14 protein-coding genes are annotated in these 17,373 nt (G+C 71.5%); 9 read left to right on the top strand and 5 right to left on the bottom strand.

All coding sequences use genetic code 11. The features are described 5' to 3' along the window. Positions 1 to 2 precede the first annotated feature (2 nt). The 4 genes from G6N16_RS15715 to G6N16_RS15730 are packed head-to-tail and all read left to right on the top strand — an operon-like array spanning position 3 to position 2,989. Positions 3 to 686 carry a DUF3043 domain-containing protein gene (locus G6N16_RS15715; RefSeq protein WP_083032276.1) on the top strand — a complete coding sequence of 228 codons (684 nt, stop codon included), beginning with the start codon at positions 3 to 5 and terminating at the stop codon, positions 684 to 686. Further along, positions 667 to 1,227, top strand: a complete 561-nt coding sequence (locus G6N16_RS15720) for a bifunctional adenosylcobinamide kinase/adenosylcobinamide-phosphate guanylyltransferase (RefSeq protein ID WP_083032270.1) — start codon at positions 667 to 669, stop codon at positions 1,225 to 1,227. The genes G6N16_RS15715 and G6N16_RS15720 overlap by 20 nt, the downstream gene beginning before the upstream one ends. After that, positions 1,224 to 2,267, top strand: a complete 1,044-nt coding sequence (gene cobT, locus G6N16_RS15725) for a nicotinate-nucleotide--dimethylbenzimidazole phosphoribosyltransferase (protein ID WP_083032272.1) — start codon at positions 1,224 to 1,226, stop codon at positions 2,265 to 2,267. The genes G6N16_RS15720 and cobT overlap by 4 nt, the downstream gene beginning before the upstream one ends. Further along, complete coding sequence (locus tag G6N16_RS15730) at positions 2,264 to 2,989, top strand: adenosylcobinamide-GDP ribazoletransferase (RefSeq protein WP_083032273.1); 726 nt, start codon at positions 2,264 to 2,266, stop codon at positions 2,987 to 2,989. The genes cobT and G6N16_RS15730 overlap by 4 nt, the downstream gene beginning before the upstream one ends. Here the strand turns inward: G6N16_RS15730 and G6N16_RS15735 are convergent. Beyond that, positions 2,955 to 5,666, bottom strand: a complete 2,712-nt coding sequence (locus tag G6N16_RS15735; RefSeq protein WP_163787979.1) for a cation-transporting P-type ATPase — start codon at positions 5,664 to 5,666, stop codon at positions 2,955 to 2,957. The genes G6N16_RS15730 and G6N16_RS15735 overlap by 35 nt on opposite strands. A 185-nt stretch (positions 5,667 to 5,851) precedes the next feature. On the opposite strand from G6N16_RS15735, the gene G6N16_RS15740 reads away from it, so the two are divergent. Together G6N16_RS15740 and G6N16_RS15745 are read left to right on the top strand one after the other, a co-directional pair. Beyond that, complete coding sequence (locus tag G6N16_RS15740; protein ID WP_083033837.1) at positions 5,852 to 6,853, top strand: HAMP domain-containing sensor histidine kinase; 1,002 nt, start codon at positions 5,852 to 5,854, stop codon at positions 6,851 to 6,853. Continuing rightward, positions 6,850 to 7,509 (top strand): response regulator, encoded by a 660-nt coding sequence (locus tag G6N16_RS15745; RefSeq protein WP_083033835.1) that lies wholly within the window; start codon positions 6,850 to 6,852, stop codon positions 7,507 to 7,509. The genes G6N16_RS15740 and G6N16_RS15745 overlap by 4 nt, the downstream gene beginning before the upstream one ends. Positions 7,510 to 7,521: 12 nt before the next feature. On the opposite strand, the gene G6N16_RS15750 is transcribed toward G6N16_RS15745, so the two are convergent. Beyond that, positions 7,522 to 8,628: a branched-chain amino acid aminotransferase gene (locus G6N16_RS15750; RefSeq protein ID WP_083033834.1), complete on the bottom strand. Its 1,107-nt coding sequence runs from the start codon at positions 8,626 to 8,628 to the stop codon at positions 7,522 to 7,524. 51 nt (positions 8,629 to 8,679) lie between these two features. Next, positions 8,680 to 9,777 (bottom strand): glycine cleavage system aminomethyltransferase GcvT, encoded by a 1,098-nt coding sequence (gene gcvT, locus G6N16_RS15755; RefSeq protein ID WP_083033831.1) that lies wholly within the window; start codon positions 9,775 to 9,777, stop codon positions 8,680 to 8,682. 37 nt (positions 9,778 to 9,814) lie between these two features. Between gcvT and G6N16_RS15760 the strand changes: the two genes are divergently transcribed. From G6N16_RS15760 to G6N16_RS15770, 3 genes are all read left to right on the top strand, one after another. Beyond that, positions 9,815 to 11,344: a leucyl aminopeptidase gene (locus tag G6N16_RS15760; protein WP_083033829.1), complete on the top strand. Its 1,530-nt coding sequence runs from the start codon at positions 9,815 to 9,817 to the stop codon at positions 11,342 to 11,344. Between the two features lie 172 nt (positions 11,345 to 11,516). After that, positions 11,517 to 13,250 (top strand): 2-oxoglutarate dehydrogenase, E2 component, dihydrolipoamide succinyltransferase, encoded by a 1,734-nt coding sequence (gene sucB, locus G6N16_RS15765; protein WP_083033828.1) that lies wholly within the window; start codon positions 11,517 to 11,519, stop codon positions 13,248 to 13,250. Positions 13,251 to 13,255: 5 nt separating this feature from the next. Then, positions 13,256 to 14,161, top strand: coding sequence for a TIGR01777 family oxidoreductase (locus G6N16_RS15770; protein WP_083033826.1), 906 nt, complete (start codon positions 13,256 to 13,258; stop codon positions 14,159 to 14,161). Here G6N16_RS15770 and G6N16_RS15775 read toward each other — a convergent pair. Further along, entirely contained in the window at positions 14,143 to 15,459 is a 1,317-nt protein-coding gene (locus G6N16_RS15775; protein WP_083031934.1) for an ABC transporter ATP-binding protein, read from the bottom strand. The genes G6N16_RS15770 and G6N16_RS15775 overlap by 19 nt on opposite strands. Positions 15,460 to 15,479: 20 nt before the next feature. After that, a complete protein-coding gene (locus G6N16_RS15780) occupies positions 15,480 to 17,219 on the bottom strand; it encodes an ABC transporter permease (protein ID WP_083031933.1) in 1,740 nt (579 codons plus the stop codon). Positions 17,220 to 17,373: the final 154 nt, after the last annotated feature.

Consider the following 17,373-nt stretch of genomic DNA (forward strand, 5'->3'; position numbering starts at 1 on the left):
GCGTGAAGTTGCTGGGCCGAAAGCGCGACGACGACGGCACCGAGGACCCCGAGGGTGCGTCCGACGCCGTCGAAATCACCACCTCAGACGCCTCCGAAGAGGGAGCGAAGCGGACCACCGCGCCCAAGGGCCGGCCCACGCCCAAGCGTGACCAGGGCCGGCGCGGCCCGGTTGTCGCCGCGCCGCAGACCATGGCCGAGGCGCGGGCCCGCCGCAAGCAGATGGCCGGGCCGAAGCTGAGCAGGGAAGAACGCAAGGCCGCGCGGCTGGAACGGCGCGCCGTGATGGACGACCGCCGGGCTCGGATGATGGCCGGCGACGAGCGCTACCTGATGCCCCGCGACCAGGGACCGGTCAAGCGCTACGTCCGCGACCTGGTGGACTCCCGGCGGTTCAGCCTGCTGGGCATGTTCATGCCGGCCGCGCTGGTGATGCTGGCGATGATGTTCGCCATGCCGCAGCAGGCCGCGGTATTCGGCTCCACCCCGATGCTGATGTTGATGCTGATGATGGCGATCGACGCGGTCCTGCTGGGCCGTCAGGTGTCGCGGCGGGTCGACGAGAAGTTCCCGGACAACACCGAGGGCAAGTTCCGCCTCGGCATGTACGCCGCCGGGCGGGCTTCCCAGCTGCGCCGGATGCGGGCACCCAAGCCCATGGTCAACCGTGGCGCCGACGTCGGCTGAACCGGGCACCCGGGTCCTGATCCTGGGCGGCATCCGGTCGGGAAAATCCGTTGTCGCCGAACAGATCATCGCCGAGCTCGCCTGCGGCATCCCGGTGCGCTACCTGGCCACCGGCACCGGCAACGACGAGGAGTGGGAACGCCGGGTCGCCGCGCACCGGCTGCGCCGGACGCACGGCTGGATCACCGTGGAGAGCACCGACGTCGCGGGCATCCTGACCGACGACACCGTGCCGACCCTGGTCGACGACCTCGGTGGCTGGCTGACCTCGATCTACGACCAACGTGGGTGGTGCGGCTCCGTCGAACCCGAGATCGACGCGTTGGCCACCGCGGTCGACGGCCACCGCGGCGCGGTGGTGCTGGTCAGCTCCGAGGTGGGCCTGACCCTGGTGCCGACGACGGCCTCCGGGCGGCTGTTCAGCGATGCCCTGGGCACCGTCAACCAGCGGCTGGCCGCGGTGTGCGACCGGGTACTGCTGGTGGTGGCCGGGATTCCCGTGGAGATCAAGGGGTCTGCCGCGGCCAAGGGCCTGCGGTGACACCGTTTACGGTGACCTGGCCCAAGATATCCCCGCCCGATGCGGCCGCAGCGGCCGACGCCCGGGCCCGCCAGGACCGACTGACCAAACCGGCCGGCGCGCTGGGCCGGCTTGAGCAACTGTCGATCTGGGTGGCCGGATGCCAGGGCGCGTGTCCCCCGCGCCAGTTCACCCGCGCCCGGATCGTGGTGTTCGCCGCCGACCACGGGGTGGCCGCGGCCGGGGTGTCGGCCTACCCCAGCGAGGTGACGGCCCAGATGGTGGCCAACATCGAGGCCGGCGGCGCGGCGATCAACGCGCTGGCCGCCGTCGCCGACGCCGGGGTCCGGGTCGTTGACATCGCGGTGGACTCCGAGGCTCCCGGCCCGCACCGGGTCCGGCGAGCAAGCGGCAACATCGCCGTCGAGGACGCGCTGAGTCCCGCCGAGGCCGACGCCGCGCTGGCCGCCGGGCGGGCGATCGCCGACGAGGAGGTCGACGGCGGCGCGGATCTGTTGATCGCCGGGGATATGGGCATCGGCAACACCACCGCCGCCACCGCCCTGGTCGCCACCGTGTCCGGCACCGAACCGGTGGCCGCCGTCGGGCGCGGCACCGGCATCGACGACGCCGGCTGGATGCGCAAGACGGCCGCGGTCCGCGACGCCATGTTCCGCGCCCGTCGTGCCGAACCGGCGGAACTGCTGCGCATCGCCGGCGGCGCCGATCTGGCCGCGATGACGGGATTCCTGGCCCAGGCCGCGGTGCGGCGCACCCCGGTGCTGCTCGACGGCCTGGTGGTCACCGCCGCGGCCCTGCTGGCCGAACGGCTGGCGCCCGGCGCCCGCGCCTGGTGGCAGGCCGCCCACCGCTCCCCCGAACCGGCCCACACGCTGGCATTGAATTCCCTTGGCCTGGAACCGATCCTGGATCTCGGCATGCGCCTGGGCGAGGGCACCGGCGCGGCGGTGGCGCTGCCGGTGCTGCGCGGTGCGGTCGAAACGCTGAGCTCAATGGCGACCTTCGACGCGGCCGGGGTGACCGACCGGGCTTCCCGGTGATCCGGTCGCTGGCCGGGGCGCTGACCTTCGGCACGGTGGCGCCGGTCCGCAGTTCGACGCCGCCGGGCCGCGGGGTGCTGACCGCGCTCCCGGTGGTCGGTGCCGCGCTGGGCGGTATGGCGGCCGCGGTCGTCGTCGGTGCCCGCGAGGTGTTCGGTGCCGGCTCTCCGCTGGCCGGACTGTTGGCGGTGGCGGCGCTGGTGCTGGCAACCCGCGGTCTGCACATCGACGGGCTGGCCGACACGGCCGACGGGCTGGGTTGCTACGGCCCGCCGGAGCGGGCGCTGGCGGTGATGCGCGACGGCAGCACCGGTCCTTTCGGGGTGGCCGCGGTGTTTCTGGCACTGGCGTGCCAGGCCATGTCGTTCTCGGTGCTCGCGCCGGCGGCGATTGCGCTGGCCGTCGGGACCGGCCGGGTGGCCGCGGTGTGCGCGGCGCGGCGCGGGGTGCCGGCCGCGCCGGGCAGTTCGCTGGGCGCCGAGGTGGCCGGCAGTCAGCCGGTCTGGGTGGTGGCGGCGTGGGTGGCCGTCGCCGCGGTGGCCGCGGTGTTCGTCACGGCGCGCCCGTGGCAGGGCCCGCTCGTCGTCGTCGCGGCATTGCTGCTGGTCGCCGGGCTGGTCGCGCACTGCGTGCGGCGGTTCGGCGGGATCACCGGCGATGTGCTGGGCGCCGGGATCGAGCTGACGGTCACCCTGGTTGCGCTGGGGCTGGCAGCGAGCTGACCGGCACGGGCCGGCCCGTCGAGGATCGCCGGCGGCGCACCACCGCCTTCTCCAGCTCGACGACGACGAACACCATTGCGCCCACACCGGCGGCCTTCAGCCAGTCCAGATGGCCCAGCGGGGTCGATCCGAACACCGAGTTCATCGCCGGGAGGTAGGTGAACGCCAGTTGCAGCCCTACGCACGCCGCCACCGCGGCCACCGCGACCTTGTTGCCGAACAACCCGGTCCAATTGAGCACCGGGGCCAACAGGTACCGGTTGTTGAGCACGTAGAACATCTCGGCCACCACGATCGCATTGACCGCCATGGTGCGGGCGGTCTCGACCGAGGTGCCGGCGCGCAACTCCAGCAGAAACATGGTCAGAGCTCCGCCGGCCATCAGCACCGACACCAGGCACACCCGCCAGAGGAAATACCCGGACAGCAGGCTCTCGCCGGGCGGGCGGGGATCGCGGGCCATCACGTCGGACTCGGACCGCTCGAACGCCAGCGCCACACCGAGCGTGGCCGAGGTCACCAGGTTCACCCACAGCACCTGCGCGGGAGTGAGCGGCAACGTCAGTTCGAACAGGATCGCGGCGACCACGACGAGCGCCTCACCGCCGTTGGTGGGCAGCATGAACAGGATGAACTTGCGGATGTTGTCGTAGACGGCGCGCCCCTCAGCCACCGCCGCCGCGATGGTGGCGAAGTTGTCGTCGGCGAGCACGATGTCGGACGCTTCCTTGGCCGCTTCGGTTCCCTTGCGTCCCATGGCCACACCGACATCGGCGCGTTTGAGCGCGGGCGCGTCGTTCACCCCGTCGCCGGTCATCGCCACCACGTCGCCATTGGCCTGCATCGCTGTGACGAGTCGCAGTTTGTGTTCGGGACTGGCGCGGGCGAAAACCTCCCGCTCGCGTACGAGTTCGCGTAGCGCGGCGTCGTCGGCCGCCTCGATCTCCGGGCCGGTCACCGCCGGTTTGCCCGCGCCGATGCCGAGCTCGGCGCCGATGGCGCCGGCCGTCGCCGCGTGATCGCCGGTGATCATCGCCACCCTGATCCCCGCCCGGTGGCAGTCCCTGATCGCCGCAGCCGCCTCCGGCCGCTGCGGATCGATGAACCCGATCAGACCGAGCATGGTGAATCCGCCCGCAACATCGCCGCGGTCCAGCCCCCGGCGGTCGGCTCCGCTGTCCCGCCGCTGCGCGACGGCGAGCACCCGCAGTCCCTGCCCCGCGGTCTCGGCGGCCTGGCGCTGCCAGTAGTCGGCGTCCAGCGGCTGCTCGCCGCGTGCGTTCAGCTGGGTGCCGCACAGCGCCACCACCTGTTCGGGGGCACCCTTGACGAACACCACCGAACCGTCGCCGTCGGCGTGCCGGGTGGCCATGATGCGGTGCTCGGATTCGAACGGCAGCTCGCCCGTGCGGGGCAGTTCGGCCGCCGCACTGCGATACGGCAGGCCCATCTTCTCCCCGAGCACCAGCAGCGCCGCTTCGGTGGGATCGCCGGTGATGGTCCATTCGCCGTCGGACTCGTCGAGCTGGGCGTCATTGCAGAGCAGCCCGGCCCGAACGGCCGACCGGAACGTGGGATAGCGGTCGGGATCGATGACCCGGCCGTCGACGCTGACGTCGCCGACCGGTGCATAGCCGACCCCGCCGACGTCGAACTCGTGGCCGCCGCACAGCACCCGTTGCACCGTCATCTCATTGCTGGTGAGCGTGCCCGTCTTGTCCGAGCAGATCACGGTCACCGAACCGAGCGTCTCCACGGCGGGCAGCCGCCGCACGATCGCCTGCCGGCGCGCCATCCGCTGCACGCCGATCGCCAGGGTGACCGTCAGGATCGCGGGCAGCCCCTCCGGGATCGCCGAAGCCGCCAGCGCCACCGCCATCATGAACATCTCGTCGACCGCGTGCCCCCGCCACAGCACACCGAGGGCGTAGGTGACGGCGGCGAGGACGACGATGACCTGCGCGAGGATTCGGCCGAAGCGGCCGATCTGGCGGAGCAGCGGGGTACTGGACACCGAAATGCCGGAGAGCAGCACGTCGATCCGCCCGATCTCGGTGTCGCTGCCGGTGCCGACGGCCACCCCGGTCGCCATCCCGTGCACCACCAGCGTTCCCGAGTACGCCATCCCCGTACGGTCACCGACCGTGGCATCCTCGGCCACCGCCGCAACGGATTTCTCCACGGGCAACGACTCCCCGGTCAGCGCCGCCTCGTCGATCCTCAACTCGGTGGCCGACACCAGACGCAGGTCGGCGGGAACGCGATCGCCGGATTCCAGCCGCACCAGGTCCCCGGGTACCAGATCGGCGGCGTCCACGTCGATGGTGCGTCCGCCGCGCACCACGGTCGCGTGCGGAGACAGCATCGACCTGATGGCGTCCATCGCCGCCTCGGCCTTGCCCTCCTGCAGGAAGGCGACCACCACGTTGACCAGCACCGCGGCCATCAGCACCGCGGTGTCGACCCAGTGTTGCAGCAGGGCCGTGATCACCGCAGCGGCCATCATGACGTACAGCAGCACGTTGTGGAACTGCCGGATGAAGCGGACGACGGGGTTGGGCGGCTTGGTCCCGGGCAGCCGGTTCGGGCCGTGCTCGGCCCGGCGCCGCGTCACCTCGGCGGCATCGAGTCCCAGCGGCCCGCAACCGAGTTCGTCGAGTACCTCCTGCGCCGCCATGCCGTGCCAGGACTTCCCGGATGGGCTCGTCGACCGCCCGGATTGCCGGTGCTGCTCGGTGAGGGCGTCCATGACACCCTCAGTCTGCGCTTCGGTGGGTGGCGCGCGACATCGGGCGCAACACCCATTCTTCCGGGGATCGGAGCCGTATGGACAAGCCGTCGCAGAGCACTCAGTCTGGATGGATGGACTGCCGGGCGTCGTTGCGGCGACGCGGCCACCCGACGGGCAACGCCGTGAACGCACTGTTCCTTCGGCTATTCACGATCAACGGCCTGATTTTCGCGGCGGGCACGCTGGTGCTGGCGATCTCGCCGGCGTCGGTGTCGTCGCGGGTTCAACCGGCCGAGATCCCGGTCCTGGTGGTCGGCCTGGTGCTGATGGTGGCCGCGAACGCGGTTCTGCTGCGTTCCAGTCTCGCGCCGCTGGACCGTCTGGTCGGCGCGATGCGCCGCGTCGACCCGCCGTCGGTGAGTGACCGCGTCCTCGACCGGGGCAACGGAGATCTCGATCACCTGATCTCGTCGTTCAACGCGATGCTCGACCGGATGGAGGCCGAGCGGGCGTCGGCCAATGCCGCCATCATCTCGGTGCAGGAGAACGAGCGGCAACGGATCGCCCGCGAGCTGCACGACGAGATGGGCCAGAGTCTGACCGTCGTACTGCTGACGCTGAAACGGACGATGGATCGTGCTCCGGACGCGTTGCGCGATGAACTGCACAGCATTCAGGAAACCGTGCGGGAGTGTCTCGACGAGGTCCGCGAGATGGCCCGACGGCTGCGGCCCGGCGTGCTGACCGATCTCGGCCTGCACAGCGCGCTCAACGCGTTGTGCAGCGAGTTCACCGCCGCGACGGGAATCGGGGTCGTCAAGCGTATCGGCGGGCAACCGTTGACCCCCGATGTTGAACTGGTCTGCTACCGGATAGCCCAGGAGAGCCTGACCAACGTCGCGCGTCATGCCCGGGCCAACCGCGTCACACTGGACCTGCACACCGACGTCGGGCAGCTGACCCTGCGCATCGTCGACGACGGCGTGGGCGGCATCTCCGACTACGGCGGCGGGATCACCGGGATGCGCGAACGCGCCCTGCTCGTCAACGGCCGATTCACAGTCTGCACCTCACCGGGCGGTGGCACCGAGGTCCGGCTGACCGTTCCGCTGACCCCGGAGCACCAGCGGTGACCGCCGCCTCGCCCGCGCGCATCGTGCTGGCCGACGACCACGCCCTGGTCCGCAGCGGGCTTCGGCTGATCCTGGACGCCGAGCCGGATCTCCAGGTGGTGGCCGAGGCCGCCGACGGATACGAAACGCTGGCCGTGCTCGACCACACCCCCGCCGATCTGGTGATCCTGGATATCGCGATGCCCCGGATGACGGGTCTGCAGGCGGCCCGGGAGATCCACCGCGCACACCCGCACCTGCGGATTCTCATCCTCTCGATGTACGACAACGAGCAGTACTTCTTCGAGGCGCTCAAGGCCGGCGCGTCCGGTTACGTGCTCAAATCGGTGGCCGACCGGGATCTTCTGGAGGCGTGCCGGGCGACGCTGCGCGGCGAGCCCTTTCTGTATCCGGGTGCCGTCACCGCCCTGATTCGCGAGTTTCTGCACCGCACCTCCCAGGGCGAAGCCCTGCCGGCCAATCTGTTGACACCCCGCGAGGAGGAGGTGCTCAAGCTGATCGCCGAAAGCTACTCCGCTCGTGAGATCGCCAAAACGCTGGGCATCAGTGCGAAGACCGTGGATCGTCACCGCGCCAACGTGCTGAAAAAACTCGGGCTGCGGGACCGCCTCGAACTCACCCGCTACGCCATCCGGGTGGGTCTGATCGAACCCTGAACCGGCGCCGGGCTATCCCAGCCGGGTCATCCAGCCGTGGGTGTCGGCGAAGGTGCCCCGCTGGATCCCGGTGAGGGTGTCGCGCAGCGCCATGGTCACCTCGCCGGGGGTGCCGTCGCCGATGGTGAACTCGCCGCCGTCGTAGCGGACGGTGGAGACCGGAGTGATGACGGCCGCCGTGCCGCAGGCGAACACCTCGGTGATCTCCCCGCTGGCCGCGCCCTTGCGCCACTCCTCGACGTCGATCTTGCGTTCCTCGACGGTGAATCCCGCATCAACGGCCAACTGCAGCAACGAATCCCGGGTGATTCCGGGCAGCAGTGAGCCGGACAGCTCGGGGGTGACCAGGCGCGCCGACCCCCCGCTGCCGAGGACGAAGAACAGGTTCATCCCGCCCATCTCCTCGACGTAGCGCCGCTCGGTGGCATCCAGCCACACCACCTGGTCGCAGCCCTGCTCGGCGGCCTGGGCCTGGGCCAGCAGCGACGCCGCGTAGTTGCCGCCGAACTTGGCCGCGCCGGTACCGCCGGGGCTGGCGCGGACGTACTCGGTGGACAGCCACACGCTGACCGGGGTGATCCCGCCGGAGAAGTAGGCGCCGGCCGGCGAGGCGATGACCAGGTAGCGGTACTGCTTGGCCGGGCGCACACCCAGTCCGGATTCGGTCGCGATGGCGAACGGCCGCAGGTAGAGCGCCGCTTCCCCGCCGGCGGCCGGCACCCAGGCCTCATCGACGGCGATCAGCTCGCGCAGCGAGGCCAGGAACAGTTCCTCGGACAGTTCCGGCATGGCCAGCCGGTGCGCCGAGGCCTGCATCCGGGCGGCGTTGGCCTGCGGCCGGAACGACACGATGGAGCCGTCGGGCCAGCGGTAGGCCTTCAGCCCCTCGAAGATCTCCTGGGCGTAATGCAGCACGACGGCCGACGGGTCCAGCTCGATGGGCCCGTAGGGCAGCACCTGCGCGTCGTGCCAGCCGCGGCCGGCGTCGTAGGTGATCGACACCATGTGATCGGTGAAGTACTTGCCGAATCCGGGGTTGGCCAGGACGGCGTCCCGCGCCTCATCGCTCGCCGGGTTGGGGTTGCGGGCAAGCGTGAACTCCAGCGGCGCGTCGGTCATGAAAGCGATTCTATAGCCGCGCGTCCAGCCGATATTCGCCGCGGTCGGCGGCTATTTGGGTGCGGCGGTGACGAACGGCGGCTTGACGACCTCGCACTCGATACCGCGGCCGCGGACGTCGACGGTGACGGTGTCCCCGTCGGCGATCCCGGCCGCCGAATCGATCAGCGCCAGGGCGATGCCCGTTTTCAGCGTCGGGGAGAAGGTGCCCGACGTGGTGACCCCGACCCGGTTGCCGTCGGCCAGCACGTCGAGGTCGGCGCGCAGCACTCCGCGGCCCAGCGCGCGCAGGCCGCGCAATCGGCGCTTGGGGCCGGCCTCCTTCTCGGCCAACAGCGCATCGCGTCCCCAGAACGCGTCCTTGCGCCACCCGACGGCCCAGCCACAGCCGGCCTGCACCGGGGTGATGGCGGTCGAAAGTTCGTGGCCGTGCAGCGGATAACCCATCTCGGTGCGCAGGGTGTCGCGGGCGCCGAGCCCGGCCAGTTCGCCGCCGGCGGCACCGACGGCGGCGACCAGCGCGTCGAACACCACGGGCGCCTGATCCCACGGCGGCAGGATTTCGTAGCCGTGTTCGCCGGTGTAGCCGGTGCGGCACACCCGGACCGGAACACCGGCGTACTCGGCGTCGGCCCAGGCCATGTAGTCCATGTCGGTGGGCAGTCCCAGTTCGGTGAGCACCCGGGTCGACTCCGGTCCCTGCACGGCCAGCACGGCGCGCGAACGGTGTTCGTCGGTCACGGTGATGCCTTCGGGTACAACGGCTTTCATCGCGGCGACGACGGCCGCGGTGTTCGCCGCGTTGGGTACCAGGAAGACCTCGTCATCGGAGACGTAGTAGGCGATCAGGTCGTCGATCACCCCGCCGTCGTCGGTGCAGCACAGCGTGTACTGGGCCTGGCCGGGTCCGATCCGGTTCAGGTCGTTGGTCAGCGCGGAGTTGACGAACGCGGCGGCGCCCGGCCCGCGCACCAGCGCCTTGCCCAGGTGGCTGACGTCGAACAGGCCGACGGTGCCCCGGGTCGCGTTGTGCTCGGCGACGGTTCCGGCGTAGGACACCGGCATCAGCCAGCCGCCGAACTCGGCGAAGCTCGCACCCAGGGCGCGGTGGCGATCCTCCAGGGGCCCGTGCAGCAGGTTATCGGTCACGGGCGTTCAGCCTAGTGGGTGATTACTGTGGGTCCTCGTGAGCACCGAATCCGACCGCCAGTCCCCCGCCGTCACCGTCGCCGCGACCCTCTCCGACGCCGTCTCCGCCACCGATACCCGCGATCCTCAGCCGCGGGCGCTGGTGGTCGGGATCGTCGCCGGAGAGGACGGCGGCCCGGCCGTCGTGCTGGCCAACCCGTTCCTCGACGCCGAAGCCACCGGGGAGATCGAGAGCCAGCTGCGCGCGCTGGGCGCCAAGACCGGCCCGGAGCAGGTGACCCGGGTGGTGGTCCCGTCGCTGCCGTTCGAACAGGTACTGGCCGTCGGCGTGGGCCGCAGCGCCGAGGACCTGTCCGCCGATCTCGTCCGGCGCTGCTCGGGTGCGGCGGCCCGCGCCGCCTCCGGGGTCCCGGTGCTGGTCACCGCGCTGGCCGACGTCGACGTGGCGGCGGCGGTCGAGGGCACGGTGCTCGGCGGCTACCGGTTCGCCGAGTTCCGCAGCGCCAAGACCGCGCCGACCGACCCCGCGCTGAACACGGTGGTGGCGCTGTCGGTGGCCGCCGACGCCGAGGCCACCGCCAACCGGGCCGCCCTGGTCGCCGACGCCGTCGCGACCGCCCGCGACCTGGTCAACACCCCGCCGAATGCCCTGTTCCCGAAGTCGTTCGCCAAGCGCGCGCGCAAGCTCGGCGAGGCCGCCGGCCTGGAGGTCGAGGTGCTCGGCGTCGAGGAACTGGAGAAGGAGGGCTTCGGCGGCATCCTCGCGGTCGGCCAGGGCTCGACGCGTGCGCCGCGGCTGGTGCGGCTGCGGCACAAGGGCGCCAAGGGCGGCAAGAAGGTGGCGCTGGTCGGCAAGGGTGTCACCTTCGACACCGGTGGCATCTCCATCAAGCCGGCCGCTTCCATGCACCACATGACCTCCGATATGGGCGGTGCCGCGGCGGTGATCGCCACCGTGGTGCTGGCCGCCCGGCTCAAGCTGCCGATCGACGTGACCGCGACGGTGCCGATGGCCGAGAACATGCCGTCGGGTTCGGCGCAGCGTCCCGGGGACGTGCTGACCCAGTACGGCGGCACCACCGTGGAGGTGCTCAACACCGACGCCGAGGGGCGGCTGATCCTGGCCGACGCCATCGTGCGGGCCTGTGAGGACTCCCCCGACTACCTGATCGAGACCTCGACGCTGACCGGGGCGCAGCTGATCGCCCTCGGCGCGCGGATACCCGGGGTGATGGGCTCCGACGACTTCCGCGACCGGGTCGCCGCGCGCTCGGCCGACGTCGGCGAGAACGCCTGGCCGATGCCGCTGCCCGACGAGCTCAAGGACGACCTGAAGTCGACGGTCGCCGATCTGGCGAATGTCAGCGGCCAGCGGTTCGCCGGCATGCTGGTGGCCGGGGTGTACCTGCGCGAGTTCGTCGCCGACGGCGTGGACTGGGTGCACATCGACATCGCCGGGCCGTCGTACAACACCGGCAGCGCGTGGGGCTACACCCCCAAGGGCGGTACCGGTGTTCCGGTGCGGACCATGCTCGCCGTCCTGGAGGACATCGCAAGCAACGGCTGAGGCCCACCCAAAGCTACTGGTGGGTAATAAATATCTGGTGTCGACCTCGGTGGGAAGCCCAGCGGTAACAGTGACAGGATGGTGTCGTAAACCGCCTGCCACCCGGCCGACCCGTCGTTGTGGTAAGCCAGAGCCGTACCCGTCGCGCCAGAGTCTTCGAGGAGCCAAACACATGGCCGTGTCCGTACAGATGCCCGCACTCGGTGAGAGCGTCACCGAGGGGACCGTCACCCGCTGGCTCAAGCAGGAGGGCGACCCGGTCGCGGTCGACGAGCCGCTGCTGGAGGTGTCCACCGACAAGGTTGACACCGAGATCCCGTCGCCGGTGGCCGGCGTCCTGACCAAGATTGTTGCCGCCGAAGACGATGTGGTCGAGGTCGGCGGCGAGTTGGCGGTCATCGGCGAGGCCGGCGAGGCGCCCCCGGCCGCGCCCGCGCCCGAGCCGGCGGCAGCCCCCGCGCCCGCTGCGGCACCGGAGCCGGCGCCCGCTGCGGCACCGGCTGCACCCGCGGCGACCCAGACTCCCTCGCCGTCGGTCGCCACCGCCGCCGCCGCGGCGTCGATCGTGATGCCCGAGCTCGGCGAGTCGGTCACCGAGGGCACGGTGACCCGCTGGCTGAAGAAGGTCGGCGACCCGGTCGCGGTCGACGACCCGCTGGTCGAGGTGTCCACCGACAAGGTCGACACCGAGATCCCGTCGCCGGTCGCCGGCGTGCTGTTGTCGATCACCGCCGAGGAAGACGTCGTCGTCCCGGTCGGCGGCGAGCTCGCCGTGGTCGGTGCCGCCGACGCCGCGCCCGCTCCGGCTCCCGCCGCACCCGCGCCCGCTCCGGCTCCGGCTCCGGAGCCCAAGCCCGAACCTGCGCCGGAACCCAAGCCGGCCCCGGCCGCCGCCGCACCGGCGGCACCTGCCCCGGCCGCGGCCGCGCCGTCGGCCGGTGACGACGGCCCGTACGTCACCCCGCTGGTGCGCAAGCTGGCCGCCGAGCACAACGTCGACCTGTCCGCCGTCACCGGCACCGGTGTCGGCGGGCGCATCCGCAAGCAGGATGTGCTGGCCGCCGCCGAGGCCCAGAAGCCCGCCGCGGCTCCGGCTGCCGCCCCCGCGACCGCGGCGCCCGCCGCTGCCGCACCGACCCCGTCGGTACCCGCGGTCTCCTCGGCCCCGAGCCCGCTGGCCCACCTGCGCGGCACCACCCAGAAGGCCAGCCGGATCCGGCAGCTCACCGCGAAGAAGACCCGCGAGTCGCTGCAGGCCACCGCGCAGCTGACCCAGACCCACGAAGTCGACATGACCAAGATCGTGTCGCTGCGGGCCCGCGCCAAGGACGCCTTCGCCGAGCGGGAGGGCGTCAACCTGACCTACCTGCCGTTCATCGCCCGCGCGGTGATCGACGCGCTCAAGCAGCACCCGAACGTCAACGCCAGCTACAACGAGGACACCGCCGAGATCACCTATTTCGACGCCGAGCACCTCGGCTTCGCGGTGGACACTGAGCAGGGCCTGCTGTCGCCGGTCGTGCACAACGCCGGTGACCTGTCACTGGGTGGTCTGGCCCGGGCCATCGTCGACATCGCCGCCCGCGCCCGCTCGGGCAACCTGCGGCCCGACGAGCTGTCCGGCGGCACCTTCACCATCACCAACATCGGCAGCCAGGGCGCACTGTTCGACACCCCGATCCTGGTCCCGCCGCAGGCCGCCATGCTGGGCACCGGCGCGATCGTCAAGCGCCCGCGCGTCATCGTCGACGACTCCGGCAACGAGTCGATCGGTGTCCGTTCGGTCTGCTACCTGCCGCTGACCTATGACCACCGGCTGATCGACGGCGCGGACGCCGGCCGGTTCGTCACCACCATCAAGCGACGCCTGGAAGAGGGCGCGTTCGAGGCCGAACTCGGCCTGTAGAGCCGATGGCGCCCGACCGGTCCGTCGTCGCGATCGCCGGCTCGTCGGGCCTGATCGGTTCGGCGCTGGCGGTGGCGCTGCGCGACGCCGGCCGGCCGGTGCTCCGGCTCGTCCGGCGTCCCCCGGCCGGGCCGGACCAGCGGTACTGGAACCCCGACACCGGCGAGCTGGACCCCGGCGTCCTCGACGGCGTCGCGGCAGTGGTGAACCTGTGCGGTGCCCCGGTTGCCGGGCGGCGGTGGTCGGGGGCCTATCAGCAGCAGCTGCGCAACAGCCGCATCATCCCGACCGACGTGCTCGCGACGGCCGTCGCCCGAGCCGGCGTTCCCGTGCTGGTCAACGGCAGTGCGATCGGCTTCTACGGGGACACGGGATCCCGCGCGGTCGACGAAACCGCCTGCGCCGGTGCAGGATTCCTGTCCGGACTGTGTGTGGACTGGGAGGCCGCGACCGCCCCGGCCGCGGACGCCGGCGCCCGGGTGGTCAACATCCGCACCGGCCACGTGCTGTCGGCCACCGGCGGCCTGCTCGGGGCGCTGCGGCCGCTGTTCCGGCTCGGCCTGGGTGCCCGGTTCGGCGACGGGCGCCAGTACCTGTCCTGGATCAGCCTGGCGGACACCGTTGCGGCGCTGCAGCTGATCATCGACGACCCGGGGATATCCGGGCCGGTGAATCTGACCGGGCCCGAACCGGTCACCAATGCCGAGTTCACCACCGCACTGGGCCGGGCGCTGGGCCGGCCGACACCGCTGCGGGTGCCGGGTTTCGCCGCCCGGGCGCTGCTGGGCGAGTTCGCCGAGGAGGGTCTGCTGACCGGCCAGCGGGTGTTGCCCGCGGCGCTGGCCGCCGCCGGATTCCAGTTCCGGCACAACACCCTCGGCGAGGCCCTGGACTACGCGGTCCGCGGGTAGATCCCGGCGGCCGGGTCCGCGGTGATCTGCTCGGTTTCGGCGTCGTAGTCATACAGCTCGCCGTAGCGGCCCCAGTCGACGGCGGTGTCGAGTTGCCGGCGCGCGTCCTCGGGTCCGAAGCCGCGGCGCAGCACGTCCAGGAAGAACCCGGCCCGCAGGGTCCCGTCGGCGGAGGCGCCCAGGGCCCGGCAGACGGTCCGGACCAGCGGCGCGCGCTCGCGGGCCTGCGCCGCGAAAATCTGCTTGCTGCGCCGGATGTCGGCCGTGGTGAACTCCACGCCGACCGGTGTCACCGAGATGCGGCCGGCGCTGACGGTAATGAACCCGAGCAGCTCCGCGGCGTCGACCAGCGGCAGCAGATCGTCGAGTTCGAAGTTGAGCTCGGCTGCGATATCGGGCAGATCGAGGTGTCCGCCGGCGGCGTGGGCGATCTGCACCAGGCCGGCCAGCCCGCCCACCGAGGCCTCCGGCAGCGGCCGGCCGGTGGCGCTCGCCGCGGCGGGCGCGGGCGCCGGTGCGGACCCGGCGGCGCCGGTCAGCAGCGCGTACAGCTTGTCGACGACGGCTTCGAACCCGGCGGCGCGCCGGTCCCGCGGCCGGTCCAGGCCGACGGTCAGCTCGGCGCGGATGCGGCCGGGGTTGGCGCCGAGCACGATCACCCGGTCGGCCAGCAGCACGGCCTCTTCGATGTTGTGGGTGACCAGGCAGATGGCCTTGGTGGGGAACTCGTTCCCCGACCACAGCTGCATCAGTTCGTTGCGCAGGTTCTCCGCGGTCAGCACGTCCAGCGCCGAGAACGGCTCGTCCATCAGCAGCAGATCCGGTTCGAGCACCAGGGCGCGGGCGAATCCGACGCGCTGGCGCATGCCGCCAGAAAGCTCCTTGGGATAGGCGGATTCGAAGCCGTCCAGGCCGATGGTGTCGATGGCGGCCAGCGCCCGGGTCCGGCGTTGGGCGGGTGGCACCCCGCGGGCGGCCAACCCGAGTTCGACGTTGTCCTGCACGGTCAGCCACGGCATCAGGGCGAAGGTCTGAAACACCATCGCGGTGCCCGGGTTGGCGCCGTTGAGCTCCCGGCCGCGGTAGCCGACCATCCCGGAACTCGGTGCGATCAGTCCGGCGATGGTACGCAGCAGGGTGGATTTGCCGGAGCCGGACCGGCCCAGCAGCGCGACGATCTCCCCCTCGCGCAGGTCGAGGTTGATGTCGTCGAGCACCAGCAGCTGCTCGCCCGACGGTCCGGGGAAGCTCTTGGTGAGGTGATCGAGCGAGACGATCACCGGAGTGTTGTCGGTCATCGGTGGTTCTCCCGTTCGGGTCAGGCCGGCGAGTAGCGGCGTTCGGCGAGCACGTAGAGGCGCCGCCAGAGGGTGCGGTTGGTGCCGACGACGAACATGCTCATCACCATGACGCCGACCAGGATTCGGCCCCAGTCGCCGTCGGCGGTGGCGGCGGTGATGTAGGAGCCCAGGCCGGTGGCGGTCAGCGTCTGGCCGCGGTAGGTGACCACCTCGGCGACGATGGACGCGTTCCAGGCGCCGCCGGCCGCGGTGATGCCGCCGGTGACGTAGCCGGCGAAGATCGCGGGCAGGATCAGCCGGCGCCATTTCAGCGCGGTCGGCAGCCCCAGGTTGGCGGCGGCCTCGCGCAGGTCATTGGGGATGGCGCTGGCACCGGCGATGACGTTGAACAGGATGTACCACTGCGAGCCGAGCGCCATCAGCACGATGCCGCCGATGTCGAGGCTGACGCCGGTGGCGATCAGGGCGGCGGTCACCAGCGGGAACAGGAAGTTCGCCGGGAACGAGGCCAGCACCTGGACCACCGGCTGGGCCAGCCGGGATACCCGCGGGTTCATCCCGATCCACACCCCGACCGGCACCCAGATCAGCGTGGACACCACCACGACGACGGCGACCCGCGCGAAGGTGGCCAGGCCGAGCAGCCCGGCGTGGCCGACTTCGGCGAACCCCACGCCGTCGTGGATGAACCTCACCGCACGGTAGGCGCCGTAGCCGATGATGGCGGCCACGGCCGCGGCGAACACGACATCGCCGAGTCGGCGGCGCGCCACGGGAGTGCGCAGCGGGTGGTCGGCCACACCGAAGACCGCCATCACCCGGTCCAGCGGGTACACCAGGTGCCCGAGCGGTCGGCCGACCAGACGCGGGAGCCGGGACCGGCGCAGCACCTCGAGGGTGAGGCTGCGCGGTGCCTCCGCGGATTCGGACTCCTCCACCCGGAACCGTTCGGCCCAGGCCGTCAGCGGCCGCCAGAATGCCACGTTGACCGCGATGACCAGCGCGATCATCACCAGGATCGCCAGCCCCACCCGGCCCAGTTCCCCATTGTCGCCGGCGGCCGCGACATAGGCGCCGATGCCGGGCAGCGCGAATTGGTGCCCGTTGACGCTGAGTGCCTCCGAGGCGGTCAGGAAGAACCAGCCGCCGCCGAAGCTCATCATGCCGTTCCAGACCAGCGGGATCATCCCGCCGGGCAGGTCGACCCGCCAGAACCGTTGCCAGCGCGACAGCCGCAGCAACCGGGACGCCTCGTCGAGGTCGCGCGGCTGCGACTTCAGCGAGTAGTAGAACGCGAACGTCATGTTCCACGCCTGCGAGGTGAAGATCGCGAAGACCGACGCGCATTCCAGGCCGAGCTGCGAGCCCGGGAACAGCGCGATGAACCCGGTGACGGTGATCGACAGGAAGCCCAGGATCGGCACCGACTGCAGGACGTCCAGCGCCGGGACGAGGACCTTCTCGGCGCGGCGCGAGCGGGCGGCCGCGGTGGCGTAGACGAAGGTGAACACGATCGAGACGCCGAGCGCGATGAACATCCGCAGCAGCGAACGGGCCGCGTAGTAGGGCAGATTCGCCGGGTCGGTGGACGCCGACGGCGGCGCGGTGTCGACGGTCCACGGCACGCTCGCACCGGAGCCCACCCGGACGAGCAGCCAGACCAGCGCGGCGGTGCCGACGAAGACGGCGGCGTCGGCGGTGCGGCTGCGGATGGGCCGGGCGGCAGCCCGGGCGGGAACGGAGGCAAGCGAAACCATGCGCGGGTCACCCCGGCTTTCCGGTTTGGGCGCGACGGTGGTGCGCGGTGATCAGCCGATCACGCGCACCGTCACGGCGACGGGTCAGGAGCCTGTCAGAACCGGATCCGGGCGGCGGTGTGCACTGACGACCGACCGGACCCGCGACTACTTC

It is taken from the genome of Mycolicibacterium insubricum, from assembly GCF_010731615.1.
Classification (GTDB): Bacteria; Actinomycetota; Actinomycetes; order Mycobacteriales; family Mycobacteriaceae; genus Mycobacterium; species Mycobacterium insubricum.

Excerpts from the sequence above, each read along its gene's own strand:
- G6N16_RS15735 (WP_163787979.1), bottom strand. The coding sequence starts at position 5,666 with ATGGCGGCGCAGGAGGTACTCGACGAACTCGGTTGCGGGCCGCTGGGA.
- G6N16_RS15740 (WP_083033837.1), top strand. The coding sequence starts at position 5,852 with ATGGACTGCCGGGCGTCGTTGCGGCGACGCGGCCACCCGACGGGCAAC.
- G6N16_RS15750 (WP_083033834.1), bottom strand. The coding sequence starts at position 8,628 with ATGACCGACGCGCCGCTGGAGTTCACGCTTGCCCGCAACCCCAACCCG.
- sucB (WP_083033828.1), top strand. The coding sequence starts at position 11,517 with ATGGCCGTGTCCGTACAGATGCCCGCACTCGGTGAGAGCGTCACCGAG.
- G6N16_RS15770 (WP_083033826.1), top strand. The coding sequence starts at position 13,256 with ATGGCGCCCGACCGGTCCGTCGTCGCGATCGCCGGCTCGTCGGGCCTG.
- G6N16_RS15775 (WP_083031934.1), bottom strand. The coding sequence starts at position 15,459 with ATGACCGACAACACTCCGGTGATCGTCTCGCTCGATCACCTCACCAAG.
- G6N16_RS15780 (WP_083031933.1), bottom strand. The coding sequence starts at position 17,219 with ATGGTTTCGCTTGCCTCCGTTCCCGCCCGGGCTGCCGCCCGGCCCATC.